The organism is Pantoea sp. LMR881 (assembly GCF_027157825.1).
GTDB classification, from domain to species: domain Bacteria; phylum Pseudomonadota; class Gammaproteobacteria; order Enterobacterales; family Enterobacteriaceae; genus Pantoea; species Pantoea haifensis.
Map to the genome: position 1 here is coordinate 2476530 of NZ_JAPVOK010000002.1, position 22458 is coordinate 2498987.

General features: G+C 52.3%; 16 protein-coding genes and 6 pseudogenes. 15 read left to right on the forward strand and 7 right to left on the reverse strand.

Going from position 1 to position 22458, the window contains the following annotated elements; all coding sequences use genetic code 11:
- Positions 1 to 13: 13 nt before the first annotated feature.
- Positions 14 to 934, reverse strand: a complete 921-nt coding sequence (locus O3W44_RS13430; protein ID WP_269293455.1) for a nucleoside hydrolase — start codon at positions 932 to 934, stop codon at positions 14 to 16.
- Positions 935 to 1191: 257 nt separating this feature from the next.
- Between O3W44_RS13430 and O3W44_RS13435 the strand changes: the two genes are divergently transcribed.
- The 4 genes and pseudogenes from O3W44_RS13435 (at position 1192) to O3W44_RS13450 (ending at position 3809) form a co-directional block, all read left to right on the forward strand.
- The gene (locus O3W44_RS13435; protein ID WP_269293456.1) at positions 1192 to 1650 is read left to right on the forward strand and encodes a hypothetical protein; all 459 of its coding nucleotides are present in this window, start codon (positions 1192 to 1194) and stop codon (positions 1648 to 1650) included.
- A 200-nt stretch (positions 1651 to 1850) separates the two neighbouring features.
- Positions 1851 to 2231, forward strand: coding sequence for a hypothetical protein (locus tag O3W44_RS13440; RefSeq protein WP_269293457.1), 381 nt, complete (start codon positions 1851 to 1853; stop codon positions 2229 to 2231).
- A 249-nt stretch (positions 2232 to 2480) separates the two neighbouring features.
- Entirely contained in the window at positions 2481 to 2858 is a 378-nt protein-coding gene (gene crcB, locus O3W44_RS13445; protein WP_269293458.1) for a fluoride efflux transporter CrcB, read from the forward strand.
- 136 nt (positions 2859 to 2994) lie between these two features.
- Positions 2995 to 3809, forward strand: a pseudogene (locus O3W44_RS13450) (sugar phosphate isomerase/epimerase family protein).
- Here the strand turns inward: O3W44_RS13450 and O3W44_RS13455 are convergent.
- The 3 genes and pseudogenes from O3W44_RS13455 to O3W44_RS13465 all read right to left on the reverse strand — a co-directional run bounded on the left by O3W44_RS13455 (position 3806) and on the right by O3W44_RS13465 (position 6360).
- The gene (locus tag O3W44_RS13455) at positions 3806 to 4411 is read right to left on the reverse strand and encodes an alpha/beta hydrolase (protein ID WP_269293459.1); all 606 of its coding nucleotides are present in this window, start codon (positions 4409 to 4411) and stop codon (positions 3806 to 3808) included. The pseudogene O3W44_RS13450 and the gene O3W44_RS13455 sit on opposite strands and share 4 nt — an antisense overlap.
- Before the next feature lie 10 nt (positions 4412 to 4421).
- A pseudogene (locus O3W44_RS13460) lies at positions 4422 to 5362 on the reverse strand (glutathione S-transferase family protein).
- Positions 5363 to 5461: 99 nt separating this feature from the next.
- Positions 5462 to 6360, reverse strand: a pseudogene (locus O3W44_RS13465) (LysR family transcriptional regulator).
- Between the two features lie 142 nt (positions 6361 to 6502).
- Between O3W44_RS13465 and O3W44_RS13470 the strand changes: the two are divergent.
- Entirely contained in the window at positions 6503 to 7627 is a 1125-nt protein-coding gene (locus O3W44_RS13470; RefSeq protein ID WP_269293460.1) for a GNAT family N-acetyltransferase, read from the forward strand.
- Here the strand turns inward: O3W44_RS13470 and O3W44_RS13475 are convergent.
- Positions 7624 to 9456: an ABC transporter ATP-binding protein gene (locus tag O3W44_RS13475; protein ID WP_269293461.1), complete on the reverse strand. Its 1833-nt coding sequence runs from the start codon at positions 9454 to 9456 to the stop codon at positions 7624 to 7626. The genes O3W44_RS13470 and O3W44_RS13475 overlap by 4 nt on opposite strands.
- Positions 9457 to 9527: 71 nt before the next feature.
- Between O3W44_RS13475 and O3W44_RS13480 the strand changes: the two genes are divergently transcribed.
- From O3W44_RS13480 to O3W44_RS13500, 5 genes and pseudogenes are all read left to right on the forward strand, one after another.
- A complete protein-coding gene (locus tag O3W44_RS13480) occupies positions 9528 to 10025 on the forward strand; it encodes a GNAT family N-acetyltransferase (RefSeq protein ID WP_269293462.1) in 498 nt (165 codons plus the stop codon).
- A gap of 424 nt (positions 10026 to 10449) precedes the next feature.
- Positions 10450 to 11841, forward strand: coding sequence for an MFS transporter (locus O3W44_RS13485; protein ID WP_269293463.1), 1392 nt, complete (start codon positions 10450 to 10452; stop codon positions 11839 to 11841).
- Positions 11822 to 12778: a 2-hydroxyacid dehydrogenase gene (locus O3W44_RS13490; protein WP_269293464.1), complete on the forward strand. Its 957-nt coding sequence runs from the start codon at positions 11822 to 11824 to the stop codon at positions 12776 to 12778. Before O3W44_RS13485 ends, O3W44_RS13490 begins: the two co-directional genes overlap by 20 nt.
- A 155-nt stretch (positions 12779 to 12933) precedes the next feature.
- Positions 12934 to 14097, forward strand: coding sequence for an HD-GYP domain-containing protein (locus O3W44_RS13495; protein ID WP_269293466.1), 1164 nt, complete (start codon positions 12934 to 12936; stop codon positions 14095 to 14097).
- Positions 14098 to 14277: 180 nt separating this feature from the next.
- Positions 14278 to 14780 (forward strand): annotated as a pseudogene (locus tag O3W44_RS13500) (TIGR00645 family protein).
- A gap of 77 nt (positions 14781 to 14857) precedes the next feature.
- Here O3W44_RS13500 and O3W44_RS13505 read toward each other — a convergent pair.
- Positions 14858 to 15790 carry a LysR family transcriptional regulator gene (locus O3W44_RS13505; RefSeq protein ID WP_269293467.1) on the reverse strand — a complete coding sequence of 311 codons (933 nt, stop codon included), beginning with the start codon at positions 15788 to 15790 and terminating at the stop codon, positions 14858 to 14860.
- A 92-nt stretch (positions 15791 to 15882) separates the two neighbouring features.
- On the opposite strand from O3W44_RS13505, the gene O3W44_RS13510 reads away from it, so the two are divergent.
- The 4 genes and pseudogenes from O3W44_RS13510 (at position 15883) to O3W44_RS13525 (ending at position 19925) form a co-directional block, all read left to right on the forward strand.
- Positions 15883 to 17091, forward strand: coding sequence for an MFS transporter (locus O3W44_RS13510; protein WP_269293468.1), 1209 nt, complete (start codon positions 15883 to 15885; stop codon positions 17089 to 17091).
- A gap of 55 nt (positions 17092 to 17146) precedes the next feature.
- Positions 17147 to 18489, forward strand: a pseudogene (locus O3W44_RS13515) (cation:proton antiporter).
- A 32-nt stretch (positions 18490 to 18521) separates the two neighbouring features.
- Positions 18522 to 18860 carry a hypothetical protein gene (locus tag O3W44_RS13520; protein WP_269293469.1) on the forward strand — a complete coding sequence of 113 codons (339 nt, stop codon included), beginning with the start codon at positions 18522 to 18524 and terminating at the stop codon, positions 18858 to 18860.
- Positions 18861 to 19029: 169 nt separating this feature from the next.
- Positions 19030 to 19925 (forward strand): annotated as a pseudogene (locus tag O3W44_RS13525) (alpha/beta hydrolase).
- 144 nt (positions 19926 to 20069) lie between these two features.
- Here O3W44_RS13525 and gorA read toward each other — a convergent pair.
- A complete protein-coding gene (gene gorA / locus O3W44_RS13530; protein WP_269293470.1) occupies positions 20070 to 21422 on the reverse strand; it encodes a glutathione-disulfide reductase in 1353 nt (450 codons plus the stop codon).
- 124 nt (positions 21423 to 21546) lie between these two features.
- Here gorA and rnz point away from each other — a divergent pair, with 124 nt between their 5' ends.
- On the forward strand, positions 21547 to 22458 hold the full coding sequence (rnz, locus tag O3W44_RS13535; RefSeq protein ID WP_269293471.1) for a ribonuclease Z: 912 nt from the start codon (positions 21547 to 21549) through the stop codon (positions 22456 to 22458).

Here is a 22458-nt window from a genome sequence, read left to right on the forward strand (position 1 = left end):
GTTGCGATAGGGATTATCCCGCGCCAAGCGTAGAAAAGAAGTGCGTGCGCACCGCTTCTGCATCCACATCCAGGGCGATGCGCTGCGCAGGCAGGCCGTGAAACGCATCTTCACGTGATGCCAGCGCGCTGCGTTTACGCACCGTCTGACCACTGGCGATCCCTTCGGTTATCACGCGCAGCGGGCTTTCTGCCAGCGTAAAGGCATCAGGTATGCAGAGCCATGACAGGGTCAGGGTGTCATGCAGCGCCATGCCTGCAAACCCTTCTTTTGCCAGACTGTAGGCAAGATAGGGTTGGCAGATGGCGCTCAGTACCGGTTGGTTGAGCTGCTGTACTTCTTCCTGACGGATCAGAACTTTATGTGTGACATCTAAAGGTATCAGTACAATGGGCAGGGCTGATGAGAGCACCTGATCGGCAGCGTGGGGATCTTTCCACATATTAAATTCGCTGAATGGCGTAACGTTGCCTGAATGTCCCCCGGTGCCAAACGCACCACCCATAATCACCACCTCTTTCACCAGCGAAACAATATCCGGCGCCTGATTAATGGCGCTGGCGATATTGGTCAACGGGCCGATCGCCACTAACGTGATCTCATGTGGCTGCGCACGCACGCTATCGATGATGAATTGCACTGCGCCGGGTGCCTGGTCGCTGTAGGGGTTTTCAAACACATCACCCAGACCATCTTCACCATGCAGCTTCGCGGGTGCACTCGGCGCGAGAGCCAGCGGGCGTGAACAACCGCGAAAAACCGGCACTCTGATTGCTATTTTTTCGCAAAACAGGCGCGCATTTTTTGTCGCCTGACCGACAGCAACGTTGCCAAAAACCGTGGTGATGCCCAGCAAACGCTGCGTGCGTGCCGCATAGGCCAGCGCAAAAGCGTCATCAACACCGATATCAGTATCAAAAATCAGGGTACGCATTAGCTTTCCACCACAGGTTTATCGATATGTGATCAATTTTTCTGTTTTAAACTCAAGATAAAAAATGAGCAACAGTGCCTTTTGTATTTAACTTATTGATTTTAAACCAGTAAAACAAGTGATGCGGTCTGTTATATTTCAGTATGCCACTGAGATTAAGGCAGTCCCAGGCGTTTTTTAATATTTTATTATCTCAATAATCAATAAAGTAATTAGTGATATGCCGTTAAACTTACTCTTGAAAATCAGGATATTATATGCCTATAGTCAGTTACCTTCGTGCAACGCTTTGTAATAGTAGTATTGCTGCATATAACCTTGCCGTAGACTCACCAAAGTATGCCAATCTGGCAAAAAGTATTATCTCAGCTAAAAATAGTAGGGCCAAATTAAAGCTGCAATCTTTTAATAAAGTGCAGCATCATTCACCTCTGTCACGCGCTTATTTAAAGCAATCCAAAGAAAATAAAGTGGCCAATGAAATAAAGAAGTATGATTCTTTTTTGAAAGGCCTGTCTGAAATTAACGTTAAGCATGATTTTGCTAATGAGTTAACGGTTTCTTCATCGTGGAAAAATGTTCACTGGAATAGAATGAATGTTACGGATATAAAAAATCAACAGCCGATGCGTGAAAATGCTGCCTTAACGAAAGGTTTAAGTATACCCGTTTTAGTGTGGACGGAAAATGTTCCCAAATCATCCCTTAACGTATAAAGCAGAATTATTATTGTACACGCTTTCGATGCTGCTAAAAATACAGGATTAAGCATTATCAGGCCCCTTATATCAGTATGAAAAGAGATCGTGATAATTTGATTACCATTAAATTCTGGCAGGTATCTTAATTTTTACATTTTAAATCAGTGAACTGCCGCGAGCGTTTGCGGTAATTCACTCACATGCATGAGGATGATATGCAAATAGTTAATTATTTACGGGCAACGCTTTGTAATAGCAGCAATGCTGCTTTTAAGCTGGCGCTACATGCGCCAAAATATGCGACATTAGCTCACAAGATTATTTCATTTAAAAATATACATGCGTCTTTTACCCTACAGGTGAATAATTACAAAATGAACAACACTTGTCACAGTGCAGATAAAACCAGTTATAGCAAAAAGATAGATGAGAGTTTTCAGAAAATAAATAAGTATAATGTCTTTTTAGATAAGCTTGATTTTATTATGCCTAACAGTGATGATTATTATTCTATAGGCCCATCTTTCTCTGCGAATAATGCCTGCGTAAATGAAACGCAAAGGGAAAAAAGAGATTTTGCCGTGCCAGAAAAATAATAATGCCCGAGGATGCCGCTCTTTTTTAAGTATATTTTTCTGTTTGCTGAGTTGCCAGCCTATACATTACATCGTATTATCATCGGCTTAAGATAAGGGCGCTCCACCATCTCCAACCGCCTGCGGGTATTACTCGCAGCTGATGACGCCTGACATAAACCGTAATCTTGTTGCAGGAGCGGATGTGTCAGGCAGTATGTTTCCCGTCACACTGGCCCTGCACTTAAACAGCCATCAGGAGCCTGTTCCATGTTGAAGTCTCTTTTCGCCGTTATGATCGGCGGCGCAGTCGGTTGCTCATTACGCTGGTTAATTTCGCTACGTTTCAACGCACTGTTCCCCAGTCTGCCGCCCGGCACCTTAATGGTTAACCTGACGGGCGGTTTCATTATTGGTGCCGCGCTGGCGTGGTTCGTTAAACATCCGCATATTGATCAAGCCTGGAAGCTGCTGATCGTCACCGGCCTGTGTGGCGGCCTGACCACTTTTTCGACCTTTTCTGCTGAAATTGTCGTGCTGCTACAATCAGGTAAATACCTTTGGGCCATGTCGAGTGTACTGATCCATGTTGTCGGTTCATTGCTGATGACGTTTGCCGGTTTTGCGCTGGTGAATGCGCTGGGCTAAACCCCTTTATCACATCGCGCTTGAAATAACCCTTCAGAGGTAGATACTGTGTCAGGTTCTGTAAAGCGCGGCACGACCAGGCGCGACAGTATCAGACACAGTCACCGATTATTCCGGACGATTAAGGAGCACGTTGATGAGCCACAACCCTAAATTCCTTAACCTGGTGCTGTTAAACGGTGGGCCTGCGCAGAAATTACAGGCGGCACGGGCTGCAGGTTTTGACCAGGTCGAAATTTGGCGTGAGGATGTGCAAGCCTGCGAACAAGGTGCAGCAGCGTTAGCGCAGTTTGCCGGTCAGCAGCAGATTGGTTTTACTAACCTGCAAGTTTTGCGCGATTTTACCGGCGCATCGGATGGCTTACGGGTTCAGAAGCGCGAAGAGCTGCGGCAGTTTATCCAGATTGCTCAGGCACTGGGCTGCGACACTATTCAGGCCCCGGCGACAACACGTGAAGATTGTATCGCTGAACGCATCGACGATGACTTGCGCTGGATGGCTTCCGAAGCGGCACGTTACAACATGCGCATCATGTATGAGCCGATGGCGTGGTGTCGTGTTGATAATAGTTTGCCCTGGCCTGGGAACGCTTGCAGCGGCTCGATCAGCCCAACATCGGTTTGGTCATTGACCTGTTCCACATCTGTGCGCTGGGTGGCGATGCGTCACAACTGGATGGCATTCCTGCCGATCGCATTTATGAAGTGCAGTTATGCGACATGGCTGAAAAACCGTCGCAGAACAAAGAGGCGCTGATGGATATGGCGCGTCATCAGCGTTTATTACCAGGCGACGGCATTATCGAAATCGAGCATTTTGTCGATAAGTTGAAAAGCGCAGGCTATCAGGGACCGGTGGGTATTGAAGTCTTTAATGACGCGCTAAAACGCTTGCCGCCTGCCGAGGCTGCTCAACAGGCGTGGCGTGCGCTAAATCGTTACTGGTCTTAATCCTGCAAACACTGAGCGATAAACGCTGCGGCGCGCATTACACCTTGTGATGAAATGGTGTGGCCGGTTGTTGGTTCAAACAGCGTTTCGGTAGGCACGTCGGCACTTTTCAGCCGCAACGCCGCCGATTCGCTTTCACGCCACGGAATAACCTCATCCGCACGCCCATGTATCAGCAGTGCAGGCGTATAGGGCCGTGGCGTCAGCGCACCATCGAACGCCAGGCGACCTGAGAAGGCAACCACGCCTGCCAGCGGATAACGTCCCTCAGCCAGCGCATCCAGCGCCATAATCGAGCCTTGAGAGAAGCCAACCAGAATCAATTTTTCCCACTGATTCGCCAGGTCGTGCTGCGCCATCATCTCGCTGAGCGTGGCATCAAAGGCGGCACGGGCCTCACGCACGCGTTGAGGGCGATTTTCAACCGTCACATCCGTCAGGCTAAACCACTGATAGCCAAAACCCTGCTCAAAAGCGTAGGGTGCATTGGGGGCAGCAAACACAACATCGGGCAATAAGGGCATCCAGTGTTGTCCAATCGGTGCGAGATCATCGCCATCGCTGCCTACACCATGCAGAAAAACAACCAACGCTTTTGCCATTGTTGACTCCTTAAAAGCCGTAATCACTCATATCTGGTCCCGCAGGCACAATGCCGTTTGGGTTTAGCGCCTTAATAGAGTAGTAACCCTGTTTGATATGATCGATATTCACCGTTTCACGTATGCCAGAGACGGACAACATACTTTTCAGATAGCGATTGAGCAACGGATAGTCACGCAGCCGACGTTGATTACATTTAAATAAGCCATGATAAGCCGCATCGAAACGGATCAGAGTAACAAACAGCCGGATATCGGCTTCCGTAATGCGCTCGCCCAGCAGGAAAGTACGGCCATCACTGAGTCGCTGCTCCAGTTCATCCAGTTGGGCAAACACATCGTTAAACGCCTGCTGATAACTGATTTGCGTGGTGGCGAAGCCCGTGCGATAGACGCCATTGTTCAGCCGCGGATAGATCTGCTCATTCAGCGCATCAATCTCGCTGCGCAAATTGTCAGGATAGAGATCAATACGGTTATCTGCCGGGTGCCAAAACCGCTGTTAAACATGCGCACAATATCAGCCGATTCGTTACTGACGATAGTGCCGTTCTGTTTGTCCCACAGCACCGGAACGGTAGCGCGACCGGTGAAGCCAGCCTCCGCGCGCGTATAGAGTTCGTAAAGGTATTCAGCGTTATTTAGCGTGTCACGGTTTGCGCCGGGATAATCACCGAAGCGCCAGCCTTGTTCGCCTAACCGGGGTTCAACCACGGAGACGCTAATCAGCGATGTTAATCCTTTAAGCTTGCGGGCGATTAATGTCCGCGATGCCCACGGGCAGATCAGTGCCACATAAAGATGATAACGATCCGGTTCGGCAGCGAACTCAGTTGATCCATCGCTGCTGATCCAGTGACGAAAAGAAGAGGTTTGACGGACAAAACCGCCTTGTTTATCGGTGGCCTGCACCGGATGCCATTCTGCACTCCACTTACCGTTCACTAACATCGCATCACTCCTCATTGATAATGAGTGGCAGCTTAACGTGCGACCCGTTTGGTGATAATCCGGGCAAAGCGGTAATGATCCCTTCCATTTTGGAAGGAATCAGCTAAGCGGGTAGTGCACAAAGTGATCCACTAAAAAATCGATTAACAGGCGTGATTTTTGTGCCAGATGACGAGCCGGTGGGTAGAGTGCAAACAGTCCGAGCGGGGGATCTCAAAATTTTCCAGCAACGGAACAATGTCTCCGCGCTGCACGGCGGGAGCGGCAATAAAACCGGGTAGCCGGGCAATGCCCAACCCGGCTACCGCAGCTTGCAGACAGGCCTCGGTGTTCGCAAATCTTAAACGGCCCCGGATCGGTATCGTGACTATTTCGCCGTGACAACTGGCGAACGGCCAGTGCCAGGGATCGCGAAAATTGGTGTCCGTAATACATTGATGTTGAGCGATGTCACGCCAGTGCTGCGGCGTGCCGAACTGTTCTAAATAGACCGGCGCGGCGGCAACGCGCACATGCACCTCGCCCAGCTTGCGCGCAATCAGACTACTGTCACTCAGATTGCCAATACGAATCGCTAAATCAAACCCTTCGTCGACAATATTCACGGCGCGATCAGAAAAACTCACATCCAGTTCAATCAGCGGATAACGCTTAGCAAAGGCAACCAGTACGGCAGAGAGCACGGCGGTACCAAACGTACCGGGCGCGCTTATCTTCAGGCGGCCTGTGGGCGTGCTGGCACTTTCACGCACCGTGGCGTCAAGCGTATCGAAAGCCTCCAGCAAATGTTTTACACGTTCATAATAGGTCTGCCCGACGTCAGTCGGCGACAGTGCACGGGTGCTGCGTTTGAATAGCTGTACGCCAAGCTGCTGCTCCAGTTTTGATACCAGTTTAGAAGCCTGGCCGCTGCTGGTGCCCAGTCGCATCGCCGCGGCAGAAAAGCTCCCCGTTTCCAGCACCGCCACAAACATTCGGTCACAATCGAGTCGATCCATCTTATTCTCTGGCCGTCATCATCTCTGCTGAGTATACGGCGTGTGCCAGTGGCCCGCAGCCTTCACATTGCGTGCCCTGATGCTTTCCCTGTGCAGCAAAACCTGCTTGACTGATCTTTCCCGTTCTTGTCTGGAGTTGTTAATGTCGCTGTTTCACCTTTCTTCGTTAGCAGAGGTCTCTGCCGCCGAGTGGGATGCGCTGTTACCTGACGATCAGCCTTTTTTACGCCATGCCTTTTTACTCACGCTTGAGGAAAGCGGCAGTGTGCGCGCTGAAACGGGCTGGCAGCCCGATCACCTGCTGTGGCGCGAGAACGGCCTGCTCACGGCAGCGATACCGGGTTATCGCAAACGCAATTCGTGGGGCGAATATGTATTTGACCATGCATGGGCGGATGCCAGCCAGCGGGCAGGTATTCGCTATTATCCAAAATGGCTCGGTGCGATCCCCTATAGTCCGGTGACCGGCGCACGCTTACTGGGCAATCCGGGTGCCGCAGAGCAACTGCTGGCCGCCTTGCCAGACACGCTACTGAGAAATGGCCTGAGCGGAGCGCACATAAACTTTACCGACGCACAGGCTAACCTGCTGCTGGAAAACGCACCTGACTGGCTGGCGCGGCTCGGCTGCCAGTATCACTGGCACAATCGCGGCTATCGTGATTTCCAGGATTTTCTCGATACGCTGATGTCGCGCAAGCGTAAACAGTTGCGTAAAGAGCGCGAACAGATGTTACAGAGTGGATTTGAATTTAGCGGCTATAAGGGTGATCGGCTGCGTGAGGATCAGTGGGACTTTGTTTATACCTGCTACGCCAACACCTACGCGGTGCGTGGACAGCGTCCCTATTTAACGCGCGATTTCTTCAGCTTGCTGGCAGAGCGTATGCCGCAAAATATTCATGTGGTGATTGCGCATCTACAACAGCAACCGGCGGCAATGGCGTTTTATCTGAAGGACAGTACCACGCTGTATGGGCGTTACTGGGGCTGTCTGGCTGAATTTGATCGGCTGCACTTTGAAACCTGTTTCTATCAGGGAATGGATTTTGCGATTGCCGAAGGATTGCAGCGTTTCGATGCAGGCGCGCAGGGAGAACACAAGCTGGTGCGCGGCTTTGAGCCACAAATTACGCAATCATGGCATTACTTATTGCATCCGGGATTGCGTGATGCCGTTGACGACTTTCTTCAGCAGGAAAGGGAGGGCATGCGCGCATGGGCTGATGAGGCGCGCGATGCCTTGCCTTATCGACGAGGCGATTAATCGACGCCGACAAATCCCCCAGTCTGATGCTGCCACAAGCGGGCGTACAGCCCGTTTTTCTCCAGCAGTTCGTGGTGGCTACCTATCTCAACAATTTCACCTTTTTGCAGCACCACTAAACGATCCATTTTGGCAATGGTGGACAAGCGGTGCGCAATAGCAATCACCGTTTTACCTTCCATCAACGATTCGAGGCTTTCCTGGATAGCCGCTTCCACTTCCGAGTCGAGCGCGGAGGTCGCTTCATCCATGATCAGGATCGGCGCATCTTTTAGCAGTACACGTGCAATGGCGACACGCTGGCGCTGACCACCGGAGAGCTTGACGCCGCGCTCACCTACCTGGGCATCCAGCCCGGTGCGGCCTTGTGTATCGGAAAGCAGCGGAATAAATTCGTCTGCACGGGCGCGATGAATAGCCGTGAGTAACTCCTCCTCGCTGGCATCCGGGCGGCCATACAACAGATTCTCACGAATCGAACGGTGCAGCAGCGACGTATCCTGTGTGATCATGCCAATCTGGCTGCGCAGACTCTCCTGCGTCACTTCCGCGATATCCTGGTCATCAATCATGATGCGCCCGCCATTCAGGTCATACAGGCGCAGCAACAGATTTACCAGCGTCGATTTCCCGGCACCAGACGGGCCAATCAGGCCGATCTTCTCGCCCGGTCTGATGTCGAGATTAAGGCGATTAATCACCTGACGGCCATCACCATAATCGAAGATAACATTTTCAAAGCGAATATTGCCGTGTGGCACTTTGAGTGCCTGCGCCTGTGGCGCATCCTGCACGCTAATGGGCTGGGCAATTGTCGTTACGCCATCCTGCACCATGCCAATGTTTTCAAAGATGCCGTTAACAACCCACATGATCCAGCCAGACATGTTAACCAGGCGAATCACTAACCCGCTGGTCAGCGCAATGGCACCTACGCTGATCAGCGACTGACTCCACAACCAGAGTGCCAGCCCTGACGTTGATACGATCAGCAGGCCGTTTAGCGCGGAGAGCGTGATATCCATGCCACTGACCATACGGCTGGTAAAGTGGGATTTTTCCGTCAGTTCCTGAATCGCCTGGCGTGCGTACTTGCGTTCTAACTTACTGTGTGCGAAGAGTTTAATGGTCGCAATATTGGTATAACCATCAACAATTGTGCCCATGAGTTTCGAGCGAGCCTGGGCGGATATAACAGAGCGCGCTTTAACGCGCGGCACGAAGTAGCGCAACGAGGCGCTGTAAGCCAGGATCCAGATGATGAGAGGTATCATTAAGCGCCAGTCAACTTCTGCAAACAGCACCAGCGAAGTGATGACATAAATCAGCACATGCCAGATGGCCTCCGCCAGCTGGACTGCCGAATCACGGAGTGCATTGCCGGTTTGAATTATGCGCTGGGCGATACGACCGGCAAAATCGTTCTGGAAGAAGTTTAAGCTTTGTCGCAGTAAATGATTATGGTGCTGCCAGTTCAGCATGCTGGTCATGTTGGGGTTGATGTTTTGATGAACCAGCATGTCATGCAGCGCAACAAATATTGGGCGCAGGATCAGGGCAACAAACCCCATCCACAGTAAAGTGGGCCAGTTTTCACTAAACAGGCTGGCAGGCGTAGAGTTGTTAACCATATCGATAATGCGGCTCAAATAGCTGAACAGCGCCACTTCAATCAGAGCTGAAGCCAGACCTACCACCAGTAGCGCGACAAAACTTGGCCAGACCTGGCGCAGGTAATAAGCATAAAAGTGCCACACTTGCGCGGGCGGTGTTTCGCTGGGCGCATCCTGAAAAACATTGATAAAACGTTCAAAACGGCGATACAACATAGAAACACTCTTTCTGTGCGCTGAAGAGTACAGCTTAGTGCAATAAAGATGATTGGCTAACAGGAGACGCTATGGAAATTACCGTTCGTGGACGTGAACCGCATGATGCTGCCGCTTACCAGCGTCTGTACAGTCACCCTGACGTTTACCCCTGGACACTGCAGTTGCCTTATCCAAGCGTAGCCACGTGGGAAAAGAAATTTATAAAAATGGATGCGGAGGGCTATGTCGCTTTTATTGCTGAAATTGACGGCCAGATGGCAGGGGAGTTAACGCTGTTTGTGGATAATAAACCGCGCACGCGCCACTGTATCAGCTTTGGCATTGGTGTCGATCCGACTTATGCGGGACGGGGTGTGGGTGAACGTCTGATTCGCACGGCGACCGATTATGCACAAAACTGGCTGGGCGTAACGCGCATCGAACTGGAAGTGTTTCACGATAATCACCGTGCACTGCGCTTATATGAACGTCTCGGCTTTGAGCGGGAAGGGGTACGGCGTCAGGCATCACTGCGTGAAGGCAAGTTGTATGACGTGGTGATGATGGCAAAGCTGTTAAACGTCTGATAAACAGCCGGAGCGGCGATGTCACCGCCCCGGCTGTTTATTTACCTTGTTCAACCTATTGCTGCGGGCCTGTTTCATCATCGACTTCAGGGCAACGTATTAATAACGTTTTAATTTACTGCTTTTTATTCCGTGCTGCGCGACCTCAGCGGTGTTGGCCCCCATAGCTTCAACCCTGGTCGGTTTCTTCGATCTGGCGCACATTCCTCATTAAAAATTGTCTGCTTTGTTAGCTTATGTGCTGCGCCGCACTGCACGTTGTGGCAGACGCCAAAATTATAACCAAACTCGTCCGACAATCTCACCAAACGCACAATGACCTTTAGTTAGGCTCCTATCTATATTTCCTTCACAAGGGAATCTCAGCGGTATTCCTGAAAAAAACTATGCGGCATGGAGCTGCCCCTTTTAAGGAATTCACCTCATGTTGAAAGATAAACTCGTTACCCGAACAACCCATGTTCGCATCTGGATTTTGGGTCTCATCCTGTTTTTATCGGTAGTGGCCTATGCCGATCGCTCGATCTTGTCGATCTCAGGATCGGCGATCAAAGATGAATTTGGTCTGTCAGCGATCCAGCTTGGATTGATCCTGTCGGCGTTTAGTTGGGCTTACGTGATCGGCCAGATCCCAGGTGGGCTGTTCTTAGATCGCTTCGGTGCAAAGAAAGTGTATGGCGTTACGCTGGCCCTTTGGTCGTTATCGACTATCGCGATGGGGTTTGTCGGCGAGTTCTCCAGCGGCATGACTGGCGCGCTGGTGCTGATGTTTGGCCTGCGTTTTTTACTCGGACTGATTGAAGCCCCCAGTTTTCCCGCGAATGCGCGCGTTGTGATCATGTGGTTTCCGGGTGCGGAACGCGGTCGCGCGTCGTCACTGTTTAGTTCGGCGCAATATTTCGCTGTGGCGATTTTCTCCCCGCTTTCTGGCTGGCTGGTATCCCGCTACGGCTGGGAATGGCCTTTCTTCGTGCTGGGCGGAATTGGCGTGCTGGCCGTATTCGTCTGGGCGGCCTACATGCGTGAGCCACGTAACCATCCGGGGGTATCAGAAAGCGAGCTGCGCCATATTGTAGAGGGTGGCGGGCTGGTGGATATCGATGCCGCAAAAACGTTGAAAGAGCGTCCGGCACTGAGCAAGGCAATCTTTAAAAAGCTCCTCACTAACCGCATGTTGTGGTGCGCTTATCTTGGGCAATATTGCATCATCGCGCTGAGCTATTTTTTTATTACCTGGTTCCCTATCTATCTGGTGCAGGCCCGTGGAATGAACATTCTTGATGCGGGTTTAGCCACCATCGCGCCGGCGCTGTTTGGTTTTCTGGGCGGCATTAGCGGCGGTTATATCTCTGACAAATTGATCGCAAACGGCTGGAGCGTTTCCTGGGCGCGTAAAACGCCCTATATCGTTGGCATGCTGATGGCGGCCAGCCTGACACTCGCCGCCATCATCCCCAGCAACGTTGGCATTATCGCCATTATGTCATTTGCTTTCTTTGGCAAAGGCGTGGCGGCAGGGGCAGGAACCTGGACCGTGATTAGCGATACCGCGCCGAAAGAAGCCGTGGGTCTGGCAGGCGCTATTTTTAACGGCGTGGGCAATATTGCGGGTTTCACCACGCCGCTGCTGTTCGGCATCATCGTTGGCCTGACGGGCAGTTACAGCATCGGCCTGGCCTTTGTGGGGGCGCACTGTGTGGTCGCCGCCGTGTTGTTCTTGTTCGTGATGGGGCCGATTGAACGCGTCGGTGAAGAGCAGCAAACCCATCAAAATGTCAAAAAACAGGGGAAAGAAGATGGCATCAAAGCAATTTAATGTGCTGATCAAAGGGAAGTTTTTGCCGCCGCGCCTGATGGCAAATCTTGAGGCTACGTTTACAACCTTTCGCCTGTGGGAAGCGGCAGATCAGAATGCATATCTGAATGAGATCGGATCAAAAATTGATGCCATCGTCACCAGCGGCAACGCTGTGATGGGGGCCTCTGCGGCATTAATTGAACGGTTGCCGAATCTTAAAGTCATTTGCAGCAACGGCGTGGGCTATGACGCTATCGACATCGAAGCCGCGCGCGCGCGTGACATCATCGTAACCAACACGCCGGAAGTGCTTAATGACTGCGTAGCCGACTTGGGTATGGCGCTGTTGCTGGATGTGGCGCGGCGCGTCAGTGAAGCCGATCGCTTCACACGTGCAGGAAAATGGACTCAGGGGCGCTTCCCGCTGAGTTGTAAAATAGGGGGCAAAGTGTGTGGCATTGTCGGGCTGGGCAACATTGGCCAGGCGGTGGCGAAACGGGCGCAGGCGTTTGGTATGGACATTCACTACTATACGCCGCGCTCCCGACCCGATGTGCCGTTTACGCGCCATGAGACCATTATGTCACTGGCGCAGCGCGCTGATTTTCTGGTACTGACATTGCCAGGCGGAGCGGCAACCCGTCATCTGATTAATGCAGACATTTTGCAGGCGCTCGGGCCAAAAAGTTATTTGATCAATATTGCGCGCGGCAGCGTTGTTGATGAGCAGGCACTGATTCAGGCATTAGAAAAGGGTCAGATCGCCGGCGCCGGCCTGGATGTGTTTGAACAAGAGCCACAAGTCCCGGAGGCGCTGCGTCAACGCGATAATGTTGTGATCACGCCACACATTGCCAGCAGCACAGAGGAAACTATGGGCGCTATGGCAGATCTGGTATTTGAAAACTTACAGGCTTTTGCGCGAGGCGATGCCGTGTTAACACGTGTCGTTTGAGTCAGCCAGCACCATCCTCTCTCCGGTGGGAGAGAGGGATCTCAGATCGCAAATGACCAGAGGACCTACCACACAGATTGCACAATTCTGCCTGAAGAAAATTTCTGCCATTGCCGATATTCCCTTACCCCCCACAGATATTATGGAGCGATATCGTGTTAAAGCTGATGACCGTTGACGAACTCCGTCCGGGAATGTTTATCCACAAACTGGACGTTTGGTGGATCAAAGACACACGCATTCGTAACCAAATGCTGATCACCGATCCACAGCAGATCGCGCTGCTACGCAACGAAGGCATACATCAGCTCTGGGTCGATATCAATAAATCGGTTCAGGCTCCGCTTAAACCACAGGAAAAAAAAGCCATTGCTAAGACGCCGTTTTTTCAGGAATTAGATCAGGCGCAGCAGATTTTCCAACAGGGTAAACCGCAGGTACTGGCAATGTTTAACGAAGCCCGCCTCGGCAATAGTATCGATCTCTCTTATATGATCGATTTGGTGGATGAAATTTCCGGCTCTATTGAACGTGAACCCTCAGCCCTGTTAAGCGTTGCGCGTTTGAAAAATCACGACGACTACACCTATCTGCACTCAATGGCCGTGTGCGGCCTGATGATCTCGCTGGGAAGAAAAGTGGGTTTGAACGCACAGCAACTGCGTCGTGTTGGCATGGGTGGGCTATTACACGACGTCGGCAAAGCGGCCGTGCCGCTGGATATTCTGAATAAACCCGGCAAGCTGACTGAAGAAGAGCTCACCGTTATGCGCCAGCATCCCATTGTTGGTGCGCAAATCTTGATGGAGGCGGGGGCAGGCCACGATTTGCTGGATATCGCGTTACATCACCACGAAAAATTTGACGGTAGCGGCTATCCGCACGGCTTGAAAGGGGAAGAAATTACGCTCTTTTCGCGTATGGCTGCGGTATGTGATGTTTATGATGCACTGACCTCAACACGGCCTTATCGCAAAGGCTGGACGCCCGCAGAGGCGATGCACAATATGCTGGGCTGGCGCGGGCATTTTGACAGCCAGTTATTGCATAGCTTCGTGCGTACTATTGGTATTTATCCCGTAGGATCGCTGGTGCGCCTGGCGTCAGGGCGCGTTGCGCTGGTGGTTAAGGCAGGGGAAACATCGCTGCTTCGTCCGCAGGTTCATGTCTTTTGGTCGTTGCATGCGCAGCGCGAAATCAAACCCGAAATCGTCAACCTTGGCGACAGTTTCTGTACTGACAGCATCGTGGGTGCAGAAGACAGCAACCTGTGGGTTAACGTCGATCTCAATCGCATTTGGGCACTTGAAGTGGCCTGAACATGGGGCTTGTTCACTGGCCTCATTTTTTTCCCGGCAATCTGCTTTAGCCCTGGCGCATCAGCCAGCGCGGCGGTAATTATCGCGGCTGTTCCCTTTGAAATTTCTCATGATGGATTGAAATAACTTCACAGTTCATCAGTTATACTGCCTCACTCTTTTCATTATTATTGGGAATGTATGGAACGTTTTACCGAAAACCTGATGTATGCATCGCGCTGGTTGCTGGCTCCGGTTTACATTGGTCTTTCGCTGGGATTGCTGGCGCTAACCATTAAATTTTTTCAGGAAATCTTTCACCTGTTGCCCAACATTTTCAGCATTGCGGAAAACGATCTGATTCTGCTGCTGCTGTCACTGGTGGATATGACGCTGGTAGGGGGCTGCTGGTGATGGTAATGCTGTCGGGCTACGAAAACTTTGTTTCTAAACTCGATATTGGCGAAAACAAAGAGAAGCTGAGCTGGCTGGGAAAAATGGACTCTGGCTCGCTGAAAAATAAGGTTGCCGCCTCGATTGTTGCTATTTCTTCCATTCACCTGCTGCGTGTCTTTATGGAAGCGCGTAATGTCGCTAACGATAAACTCATGTGGTACGTGATTATTCACCTGACCTTCGTGCTGTCAGCGTTTGTGATGGGCTATCTGGATAATATGTCGCGCGGTGATAAGAAAGATCATTGATCATCTCTGCGCGCTGATGCTCCCACCCCAGCCCTCTCACAGCAAGAGGGCGAGAAACAGCGCGCGAACTCTCAACGCTAACCCGACGCGGGGCGGGTTCCCGCCAGCGTTGGCATCACATCTTTAATCATCTCAAAAAATTTTCTTAACCTTGCCGGGTAATAGCTCGCCCATGGATAGGTCAGCCAGATGGGCAGCGGTGGCGCTTGCCACGCTGGTGTCAGTTGAATCAGCCGTCCTTGCGCCAGATCGTCCTGCACCACCCATGCGGAAGCAATCGCCGCACCCATACCGGATAAGGCAGCTTTACGCACTGCATATAAGCTGTCGCTGCTCAGCCTTGGCTGAATGGGCAGATTAACGGGCTGGCCATCCTGAATACGCTGCAACGCAATCTCGTTACGGTAAAAACTGGTCAGGGCCAACCAGGGTAAATCAGCCAGTTGTTCAACCTGTTCAACAGGGGCGTGCTGAGCCAGTAATGCAGGTGAGGCCACCACGATGCGCGGCACTTCAGCCAACAGAATGGCAACTATCGAGGCGTCACCCGGTGCGCCGACCTGAATCGCACAGTCGACATTTTCAGCCATGAAGTCCGGGGTGCGATCGTTCAGCATCCATTCGACATTCAGACGCGGATAGCGTCGTAAATAATCCGTTAAGGGTGCAATGAGCTGATCCTGTCCAAATGCGTGCGGCGCACGTACCCGCAGTGTTCCCACCGGCTCGTCGCTCGCACCAGTTAGTTCATCCTCTAATGCGTGCCAGGTTGCGACTAGCTGACGCGCCTGCGCATAACAACGTTCACCATCATCCGTTAACTTTAACGCATGGGTCGTACGCAGAATCAGCTTTAGCCCGAGCCGCTGTTCCAGCGCCTGTAACCGACGGCTAATGGTGGGTTGCGTTGTGCCTAACTGCGCCGCAGCGGCTGATAAACTGCCGCTCTCAACGATACGGATAAAAGTTTGCATTAATTCAATACGATCACTGCTGTTTTGATTATTCATACGTAGCACGCATAACGGTTTTGCCTGATGCCAGTCTACCGCGTATAGCCGCTCTGCGCTTTAATGAACGCAACCATTGAGGAGAACAGATCATGTCAGCAGTGAATAGCATTAAAGCGGAACAGCGCGCAGCCCTTCCCGGCCCGCTGGTTTTTACCCTGGCCGCCGGGGCCGGACTGAGCGTAGCGTCGATTTATTACAGCCAGCCGATGCTGGACATCATTAGCAAACAGTTCAATGCAGGTGTCGGCGCGGTGGGTATGGTGCCGATGCTGACGCAGGCGGGTTATGCACTGGGTATCTTATTACTGGCGCCGCTGGGCGATCGTCACGATCGCCGCACGATCATTTTGATCAAGGGCCTGCTGCTCATGGCTGCACTACTGCTTTGTGGTTTTTCCGGTGGGTTGAACGCACTGCTGATTGCCAGTTTCGTCACCGGTTTGACGGCGACTGTCGCGCAGGACATTGTGCCCGCTTCAGCGGCGCTGGCACCTGAACGCAGCCGTGGTAAAACAGTAGGCACTGTTATGACCGGCTTGCTGGTGGGTATTTTATTGTCACGGGTTGTCAGCGGCGTGGTGGCGGAATATTTCGGCTGGCGCACCATGTACATACTGGCTGCACTGGCCGTCTTGCTGATTAGTCTGGCGCTGTGGCGAGTCCTGCCCCGGTTTACGCCTGGCACTTCAGTCAGTTATCCCCGTTTACTGCTGTCGCTGGCGCATTTGTGGCGTCATCATCAAACGCTGCGTCGTGCCGCCCTGGCACAGGGTTTATTATCCGTTGGGTTCAGCGCCTTCTGGTCAACGCTGGCATTAATGCTCAGCGAACGTTTTCATTTCGATAGCGCCGTGGCAGGAGCCTTTGGTTTAGCCGGGGCCGCTGGTGCACTGGCCGCTCCACTGGCAGGCAGCGTTGCGGATCGCATCGGCCCGGCTCGTGTTACCCAGGTGGGTGCCGCCCTGGTGACCGTTTCTTTCGCTCTGATGTTCCTGCTGCCGCTGCTGCCCATGCCGGGTCAACTCGCCCTGATCATACTCAGCACCATCGGTTTTGATTTAGGTGTGCAGGCCACCCTGGTGGCGCATCAGACGCTGGTATATGGCCTGGCACCGGAAGCGCGCAGTCGCCTTAATGCGCTGCTGTTTACCGTGGTGTTTATCGGCATGGCGAGCGGTGCCGCATTGGGCAGCCTGGCATTGGCGCACTGGGGCTGGAATGGTGTCGTTGCGCTTTCCACTTTGGCGGGTGCAGCAAGCCTGGCGGTGCGCATCGCCAGTCGTCATCTTAAAAACTGATTTCTTCAATAAATGTGCCAGGATTAGAAATAAACTCAAATTAAAACGGAGCGTTATGCATTTTCTCGCCTGGACAGCAGCAGCAGGCTTTCTGTTGCTGCTCATGTCACTGGCCGCCGGTTGGATACACCGTGGCCCGGTGACATCATTTGGTATTTTTTAGTCACGGGTTTGCTGTGCGGCCCGTGGATGTTCGGCGTGCTGCATATCGATATTCTTAAACATGCCGATCTGGTGGCGCACATTACCGAAATCACCATGGCAGCATCGCTGTTTATTACCGGCTTAAAATTGCGTTTACCGCTCAAATCCCGGAGCTGGCGTACAGGTATGCGGTTAGCCTTTCCGGCGATGTTACTGACGGTGGCGGCAATGACAGTGCTGATGCACTGGATAATGGGTTTCGACTGGCCGCTTGCGCTGGCATTTGGTGCCATCGTTGCGCCTACCGATCCGGTACTGGCCAGTTTGATTTCAGTGAATGACGCGCGTGATGACGATGCATTGCGCGTAGCCATTTCCAGTGAAGCGGGGATGAATGACGGTTCCGCGCTACCCCTGCTGGTGTTGGCGTTATTGCTGTTTAATGGCGAAAGCCTGAATGGTGCGATGTTGACGCACTGGACTGCCAAAGAATTGTTGTGGGCGATCGGCGGTGGTCTGCTGATGGGCTTTACGCTGGGGCGCTTAATCGGTCTGATGGTCACCTCCCTGCGCAGTGCGCACGGCGACATTGCGCACAACGACTTTTTAGCTTTAGCTTTGATTGCGCTAAGTTATTCGCTGGCGCAATGGTTAGGCGCATCTGGCTTCCTTGCTGCCTTTGCTGCTGGTGTTGGCCTGCGTCGTGCTGAACTACGGGTATTCAAACGTTACCGACCCGATGACATGAGTGAAAAAGAGCGCGATTTACCCGCTGAAGCTCTGGTCAACCCCAATACGCGCATGGATGAACAAGACAACAATATGGTGAAATCGGTGGGCCTGGTGGTGGGTGATGTGCTCTCATTTGGCGATACCATTGAGCGTTTGCTGGCCGCTTTGATGATGGTGGTGCTGGGCGCCACGCTGGCGCATCACTGGAATATCTACGGCGTACTGCTTGGTCTGCTACTGTTTGTGGTGGTGCGCCCTCTGGCGGTGTGGCTGGTAACGATCCGCGCAGGCATTCCGGTGGTACAACGCCTACTGATTGGCTGGCTGGGTATTCGCGGCATCGGCAGTCTCAACTATATCGCTTTTGCCTGGGTACACGGCATGGAAGGTGAGCAGGCTGAGCTGATGGTAGATATGGCGTTGACGCTGGTAGTGAGCAGCATTGTCATTCATGGCGTAACGGTAACGCCGCTGCTTAACTGGCGTGAAAGACGGCTCGAAGCGCGGCAACGTAATCCCTGATTTGGTTTAACCCGTAATAACAGGAGTATTCAATGAAAATGCGGCAAATTCTGCTGCTGGGCATGCTGGTTTCCGGCAGTGCACTGGCAGCCAATGATAACGAACAAAACGTCTATGCCAGCCAACTGTGTCACATTGTGAGCAGTGAACAGTCGGTTTCCAGTGCCAATCAATATGTCGAAAAAATGAAAACTTATGTGGCGCAAAGCCAGTCTCCATCAGCCCTGAATCAACCGCAGTTTGATGAAGAGACCGCAAATGAAGTGGCCAGTGCCTGGCTGCAACTGGGCGACGACGAGCGAGCGAAGCTGCGTAGCAATGAGCAGCAGTGCGAACAGACAGTCCTGACCCAGTTCCAGCAAGAAGATTAAGCCAGTGGGATTAAGAATAAACGCGCCTGCGGGGCGCGTTTTTTATGGATTTCAACCGGGTAGTGCGTACATAATCGCCTGCGTTTGGCACTGCACTTGCATTACATACTGACACTTCGGTAAGCCGCAACGGCTTGCTGTCCATACAGGCATTTTATCAACAGGCATTATGATTACGCGTCGACGCTTTATTCTCGGCACGGGAGCCGTTGCGCTTTCCATGACCACCGGCAGTTTGTTTGCTCGCGATGAAGTCATTCCGCTTTGGCCGGACGATCCACCAGGCGGTGGCGGGCCAACGGGCAACCTGCATGTCAGTAAAAACGGTTCCTGGTCCAATATCGTCAGCCCGGCAATACAACGCTTCAGGCCAGAAAATCCTAACGGTGAAGCCGTGCTGATTGCAGCGGGTGGCGGCTACCGCTGGATCGGTATGGGGCGAGAAGCCTGGCCGGTTGCGCGCTGGTTAAATGCCAATGGCTACACCGCTTATGTGCTCAGCTATCGACTGCCGCATGAAAAATGGCAGGCCGGGCATCTGGCACCGCTACAGGATGCCCAGCGCGCCATTCGCCTGGTGCGCTCGTTCGAACGTAAAGTGCACGTGTTGGGGTTTTCAGCTGGCGGGCATCTGCTGGGTATGGCTGCCGCACGGCCTGCTTATCGATCCTATGCACCGCAAGATGCATTAGATGAAGTGGTGCCTAAAGTAGACAGTGTCGGCCTGATTTATCCTGTTATTACGCTGGAAGCGCCTTATCAACACACCACAACCCATTTGATGATGGTGGGCAAAAATGCCACACCGCAGGATGAGGCCAGCTGGTCAGTACAAAATTATGTGACGCGGGCTTATCCGCCTACTTTTTTGGCCCAGGCGGAAGACGATCACACTTCAAATCCATTCAATACTGAACTCATGCGTGATACCTGTCGCCGCAATCGGGTACCGGTAGAGCTAATCCAAATCAGTAAAGGGGGCATGGTTTTGGCCTCGGTAAAGCGGGAACGCCAGCCGCATTATGGGATCAGGCGTATGCGCGCTGGCTGGATCGGCTCAGTTAAACTGCACTATTAAAGCGCGCAGATGCACCAGCAGATTTCAGGAACAGGGCCGGATAATGCAGCTTTAATTGCAGCAATATTGATGCTTTAAGCCACAAAAAAGCTGCCGAAGCAGCCTGGTTAAACGCATCAATACGGGTGTGATTAACGCATCGTCACAAATTCTTCCGCTGCGGTTGGGTGGATCGCCACGGTATTGTCAAAGTCCTTTTTGGTCGCGCCCATTTTCAGTGCGACGGCAAAGCCTTGCAGCATTTCATCCATACCGAATCCGATACCATGAATGCCGACAATCTTTTCTTCTTTACCGACACACACCAGCTTCATGCGGCACGGCTGACGGTGCTGCGTGACGGCGGTGTACATAGCCGTGAATGAAGAGGTATAAATTTTCACCTGGTCATCGCCATGCTGCGCGCGCGCCTGGGGTTCGGTCAGGCCCACGGTGCCAATCGGCGGGTGGCTGAATACCACCGTCGGGATATTGTTGAAATCCAGATGCTCGTCCGGTTTGTTGTTAAACAGGCGCTCGGAAAGACGACGGCCTGCCGCAATGGCTACCGGTGTTAACTCAACCGCGCCAGTATTATCGCCGACAGCATAAATGCCAGAAACGTTGGTGTTCTGGAATTTATCGACCTTGATGTGGCCTTTTTCAGTCAGCTCAATGCCGGTCACTTCGATATTCAGCTTGTCGGTCTCGGGCTGGCGTCCAATCGCCCAGACCAGGCAATCTACTGTTTGCTCACGGCCATCTTCCAGCTGCAGCGTCAGGCTGCCATCGGCGTTTTTTACCACCGCTTTCGGCGTAGCGTGTGTATGCAGCGTTGGGCCTTCCGACTTCATGGTTTCAACCAGCGTGTCGGTGATCATCGGATCAAAATGACGCAGCGGTGCATGTTTGCGCACAAACAGATGGGTTTCAGAACCCAGCGCATTAACCACGCCCGCCAGTTCAACCGCAATGTAGCCTGCGCCCACAACAGCAGTGCGTTTTGGCAGCGCATCCAGTTCAAAGAAGCCGTCAGAGTCGATGCCATATTCTGCACCCGGAACAGAAGGGTGACCCGGGCGACCGCCTGTGGCGATCAGGATGTGATCGGCGGTAATGATTTCACCGTTCACTTCTACCGTGTGTGTATCGACAAACCGGGCAAATCCTCTAATCACATCAACCAGATTCTTACCCAGCACGTTGTCATAAGAGGTATGAATACGATCGATATAGGCGCTGCGGTTTTTCACCAGCGTCGCCCAGTCGAAGCGGTTGACCGTGGTATCAAAACCATAATCCGGACCATAAAGATGGATGGCTTCGGCAATCTGTGCAGCATGCCACATGATTTTTTTCGGCACGCATCCCACATTCACGCAGGTGCCGCCCAGTGCTTTGGCTTCAATCAGAGCACATTTTTTTCCATACATCGCTGCGCGGTTAATCGAAGCGATGCCACCACTGCCGCCGCCAATGGCGAGGTAGTCATAATGTCGGGTCATTGAGTATCCATCCGGTTACAAGAAAATTGACATAGAGTGTAACGCTGCGGGCCGAATTGACGCAAAGTTTGCACCTATGATTGTAATTAGGGTTCTGACTTTTCACCATTAACAGGGACATAGCATGCATCTCACTTTTTTAGGCACCGGTGCCGGTGCGCCCAGTCTGCAACGCAATGTGACGTCTATTGCCTTTACTCGTTCGATTCGCGGTGAAACCTGGCTGTTTGATTGCGGTGAAGCGACTCAGCATCAGTTCATGCGTAGCGCGCTAAAACCGGGGCGGCTGGATAAGATTTTCATTACCCATTTGCATGGCGATCATATTTTTGGTTTACCCGGCTTGCTCACCAGCCGCTCAATGGCAGGTCTCAGCGAGCCATTTACTGTCTATGGCCCAAAAGGCATTAATACCTTCATTGAAACTGCACTGTCGCTCAGTGGATCGTTTACCACTTACCCCCTTGAGATCGTCGAAATTGAAGCGGGTTTAGTATTGGATGACGGTGAATTTCGCGTTACCGCCTGGCCACTTAATCATGTCATTGAATGCTACGGCTATCGCATTGAGCAATACGATAAGCCTGGCTTTCTTGACGCGCCGCGACTAAAAGCTGAAGGTGTGCCGCGTGGGCCGTGGTATCAGCAACTGAAACAGGGCAAAAAGATTACGCTGGAAGATGGCCGGGTCATTAATGGTGCCGACTATCTTGGCCCTGCCATCAAAGGTAAAACCCTGGCGATTTTTGGCGATACCGCGCCAACGGATATCGCGCTACAACTGGCCGCACATGTCGATGTAATGGTGCATGAAACCACGCTGGAAGCGGCAATGCTGGAGAAGGCCAACGGACGCGGCCACTCCACTACGCTTCAGGCGGCAGAGGTTGCCAAAAAAGCAGGCGCTAAGCGCATGATTGCCACACATTTCAGCTCGCGCTATTTACCTCAGGATATGGCGCGCCTGCTGGCAGAGTGCCAGTCCATTTTTCCTGCTACCGAGCTGGCACAGGATTTTGCCGTGTTTACGCTGTAA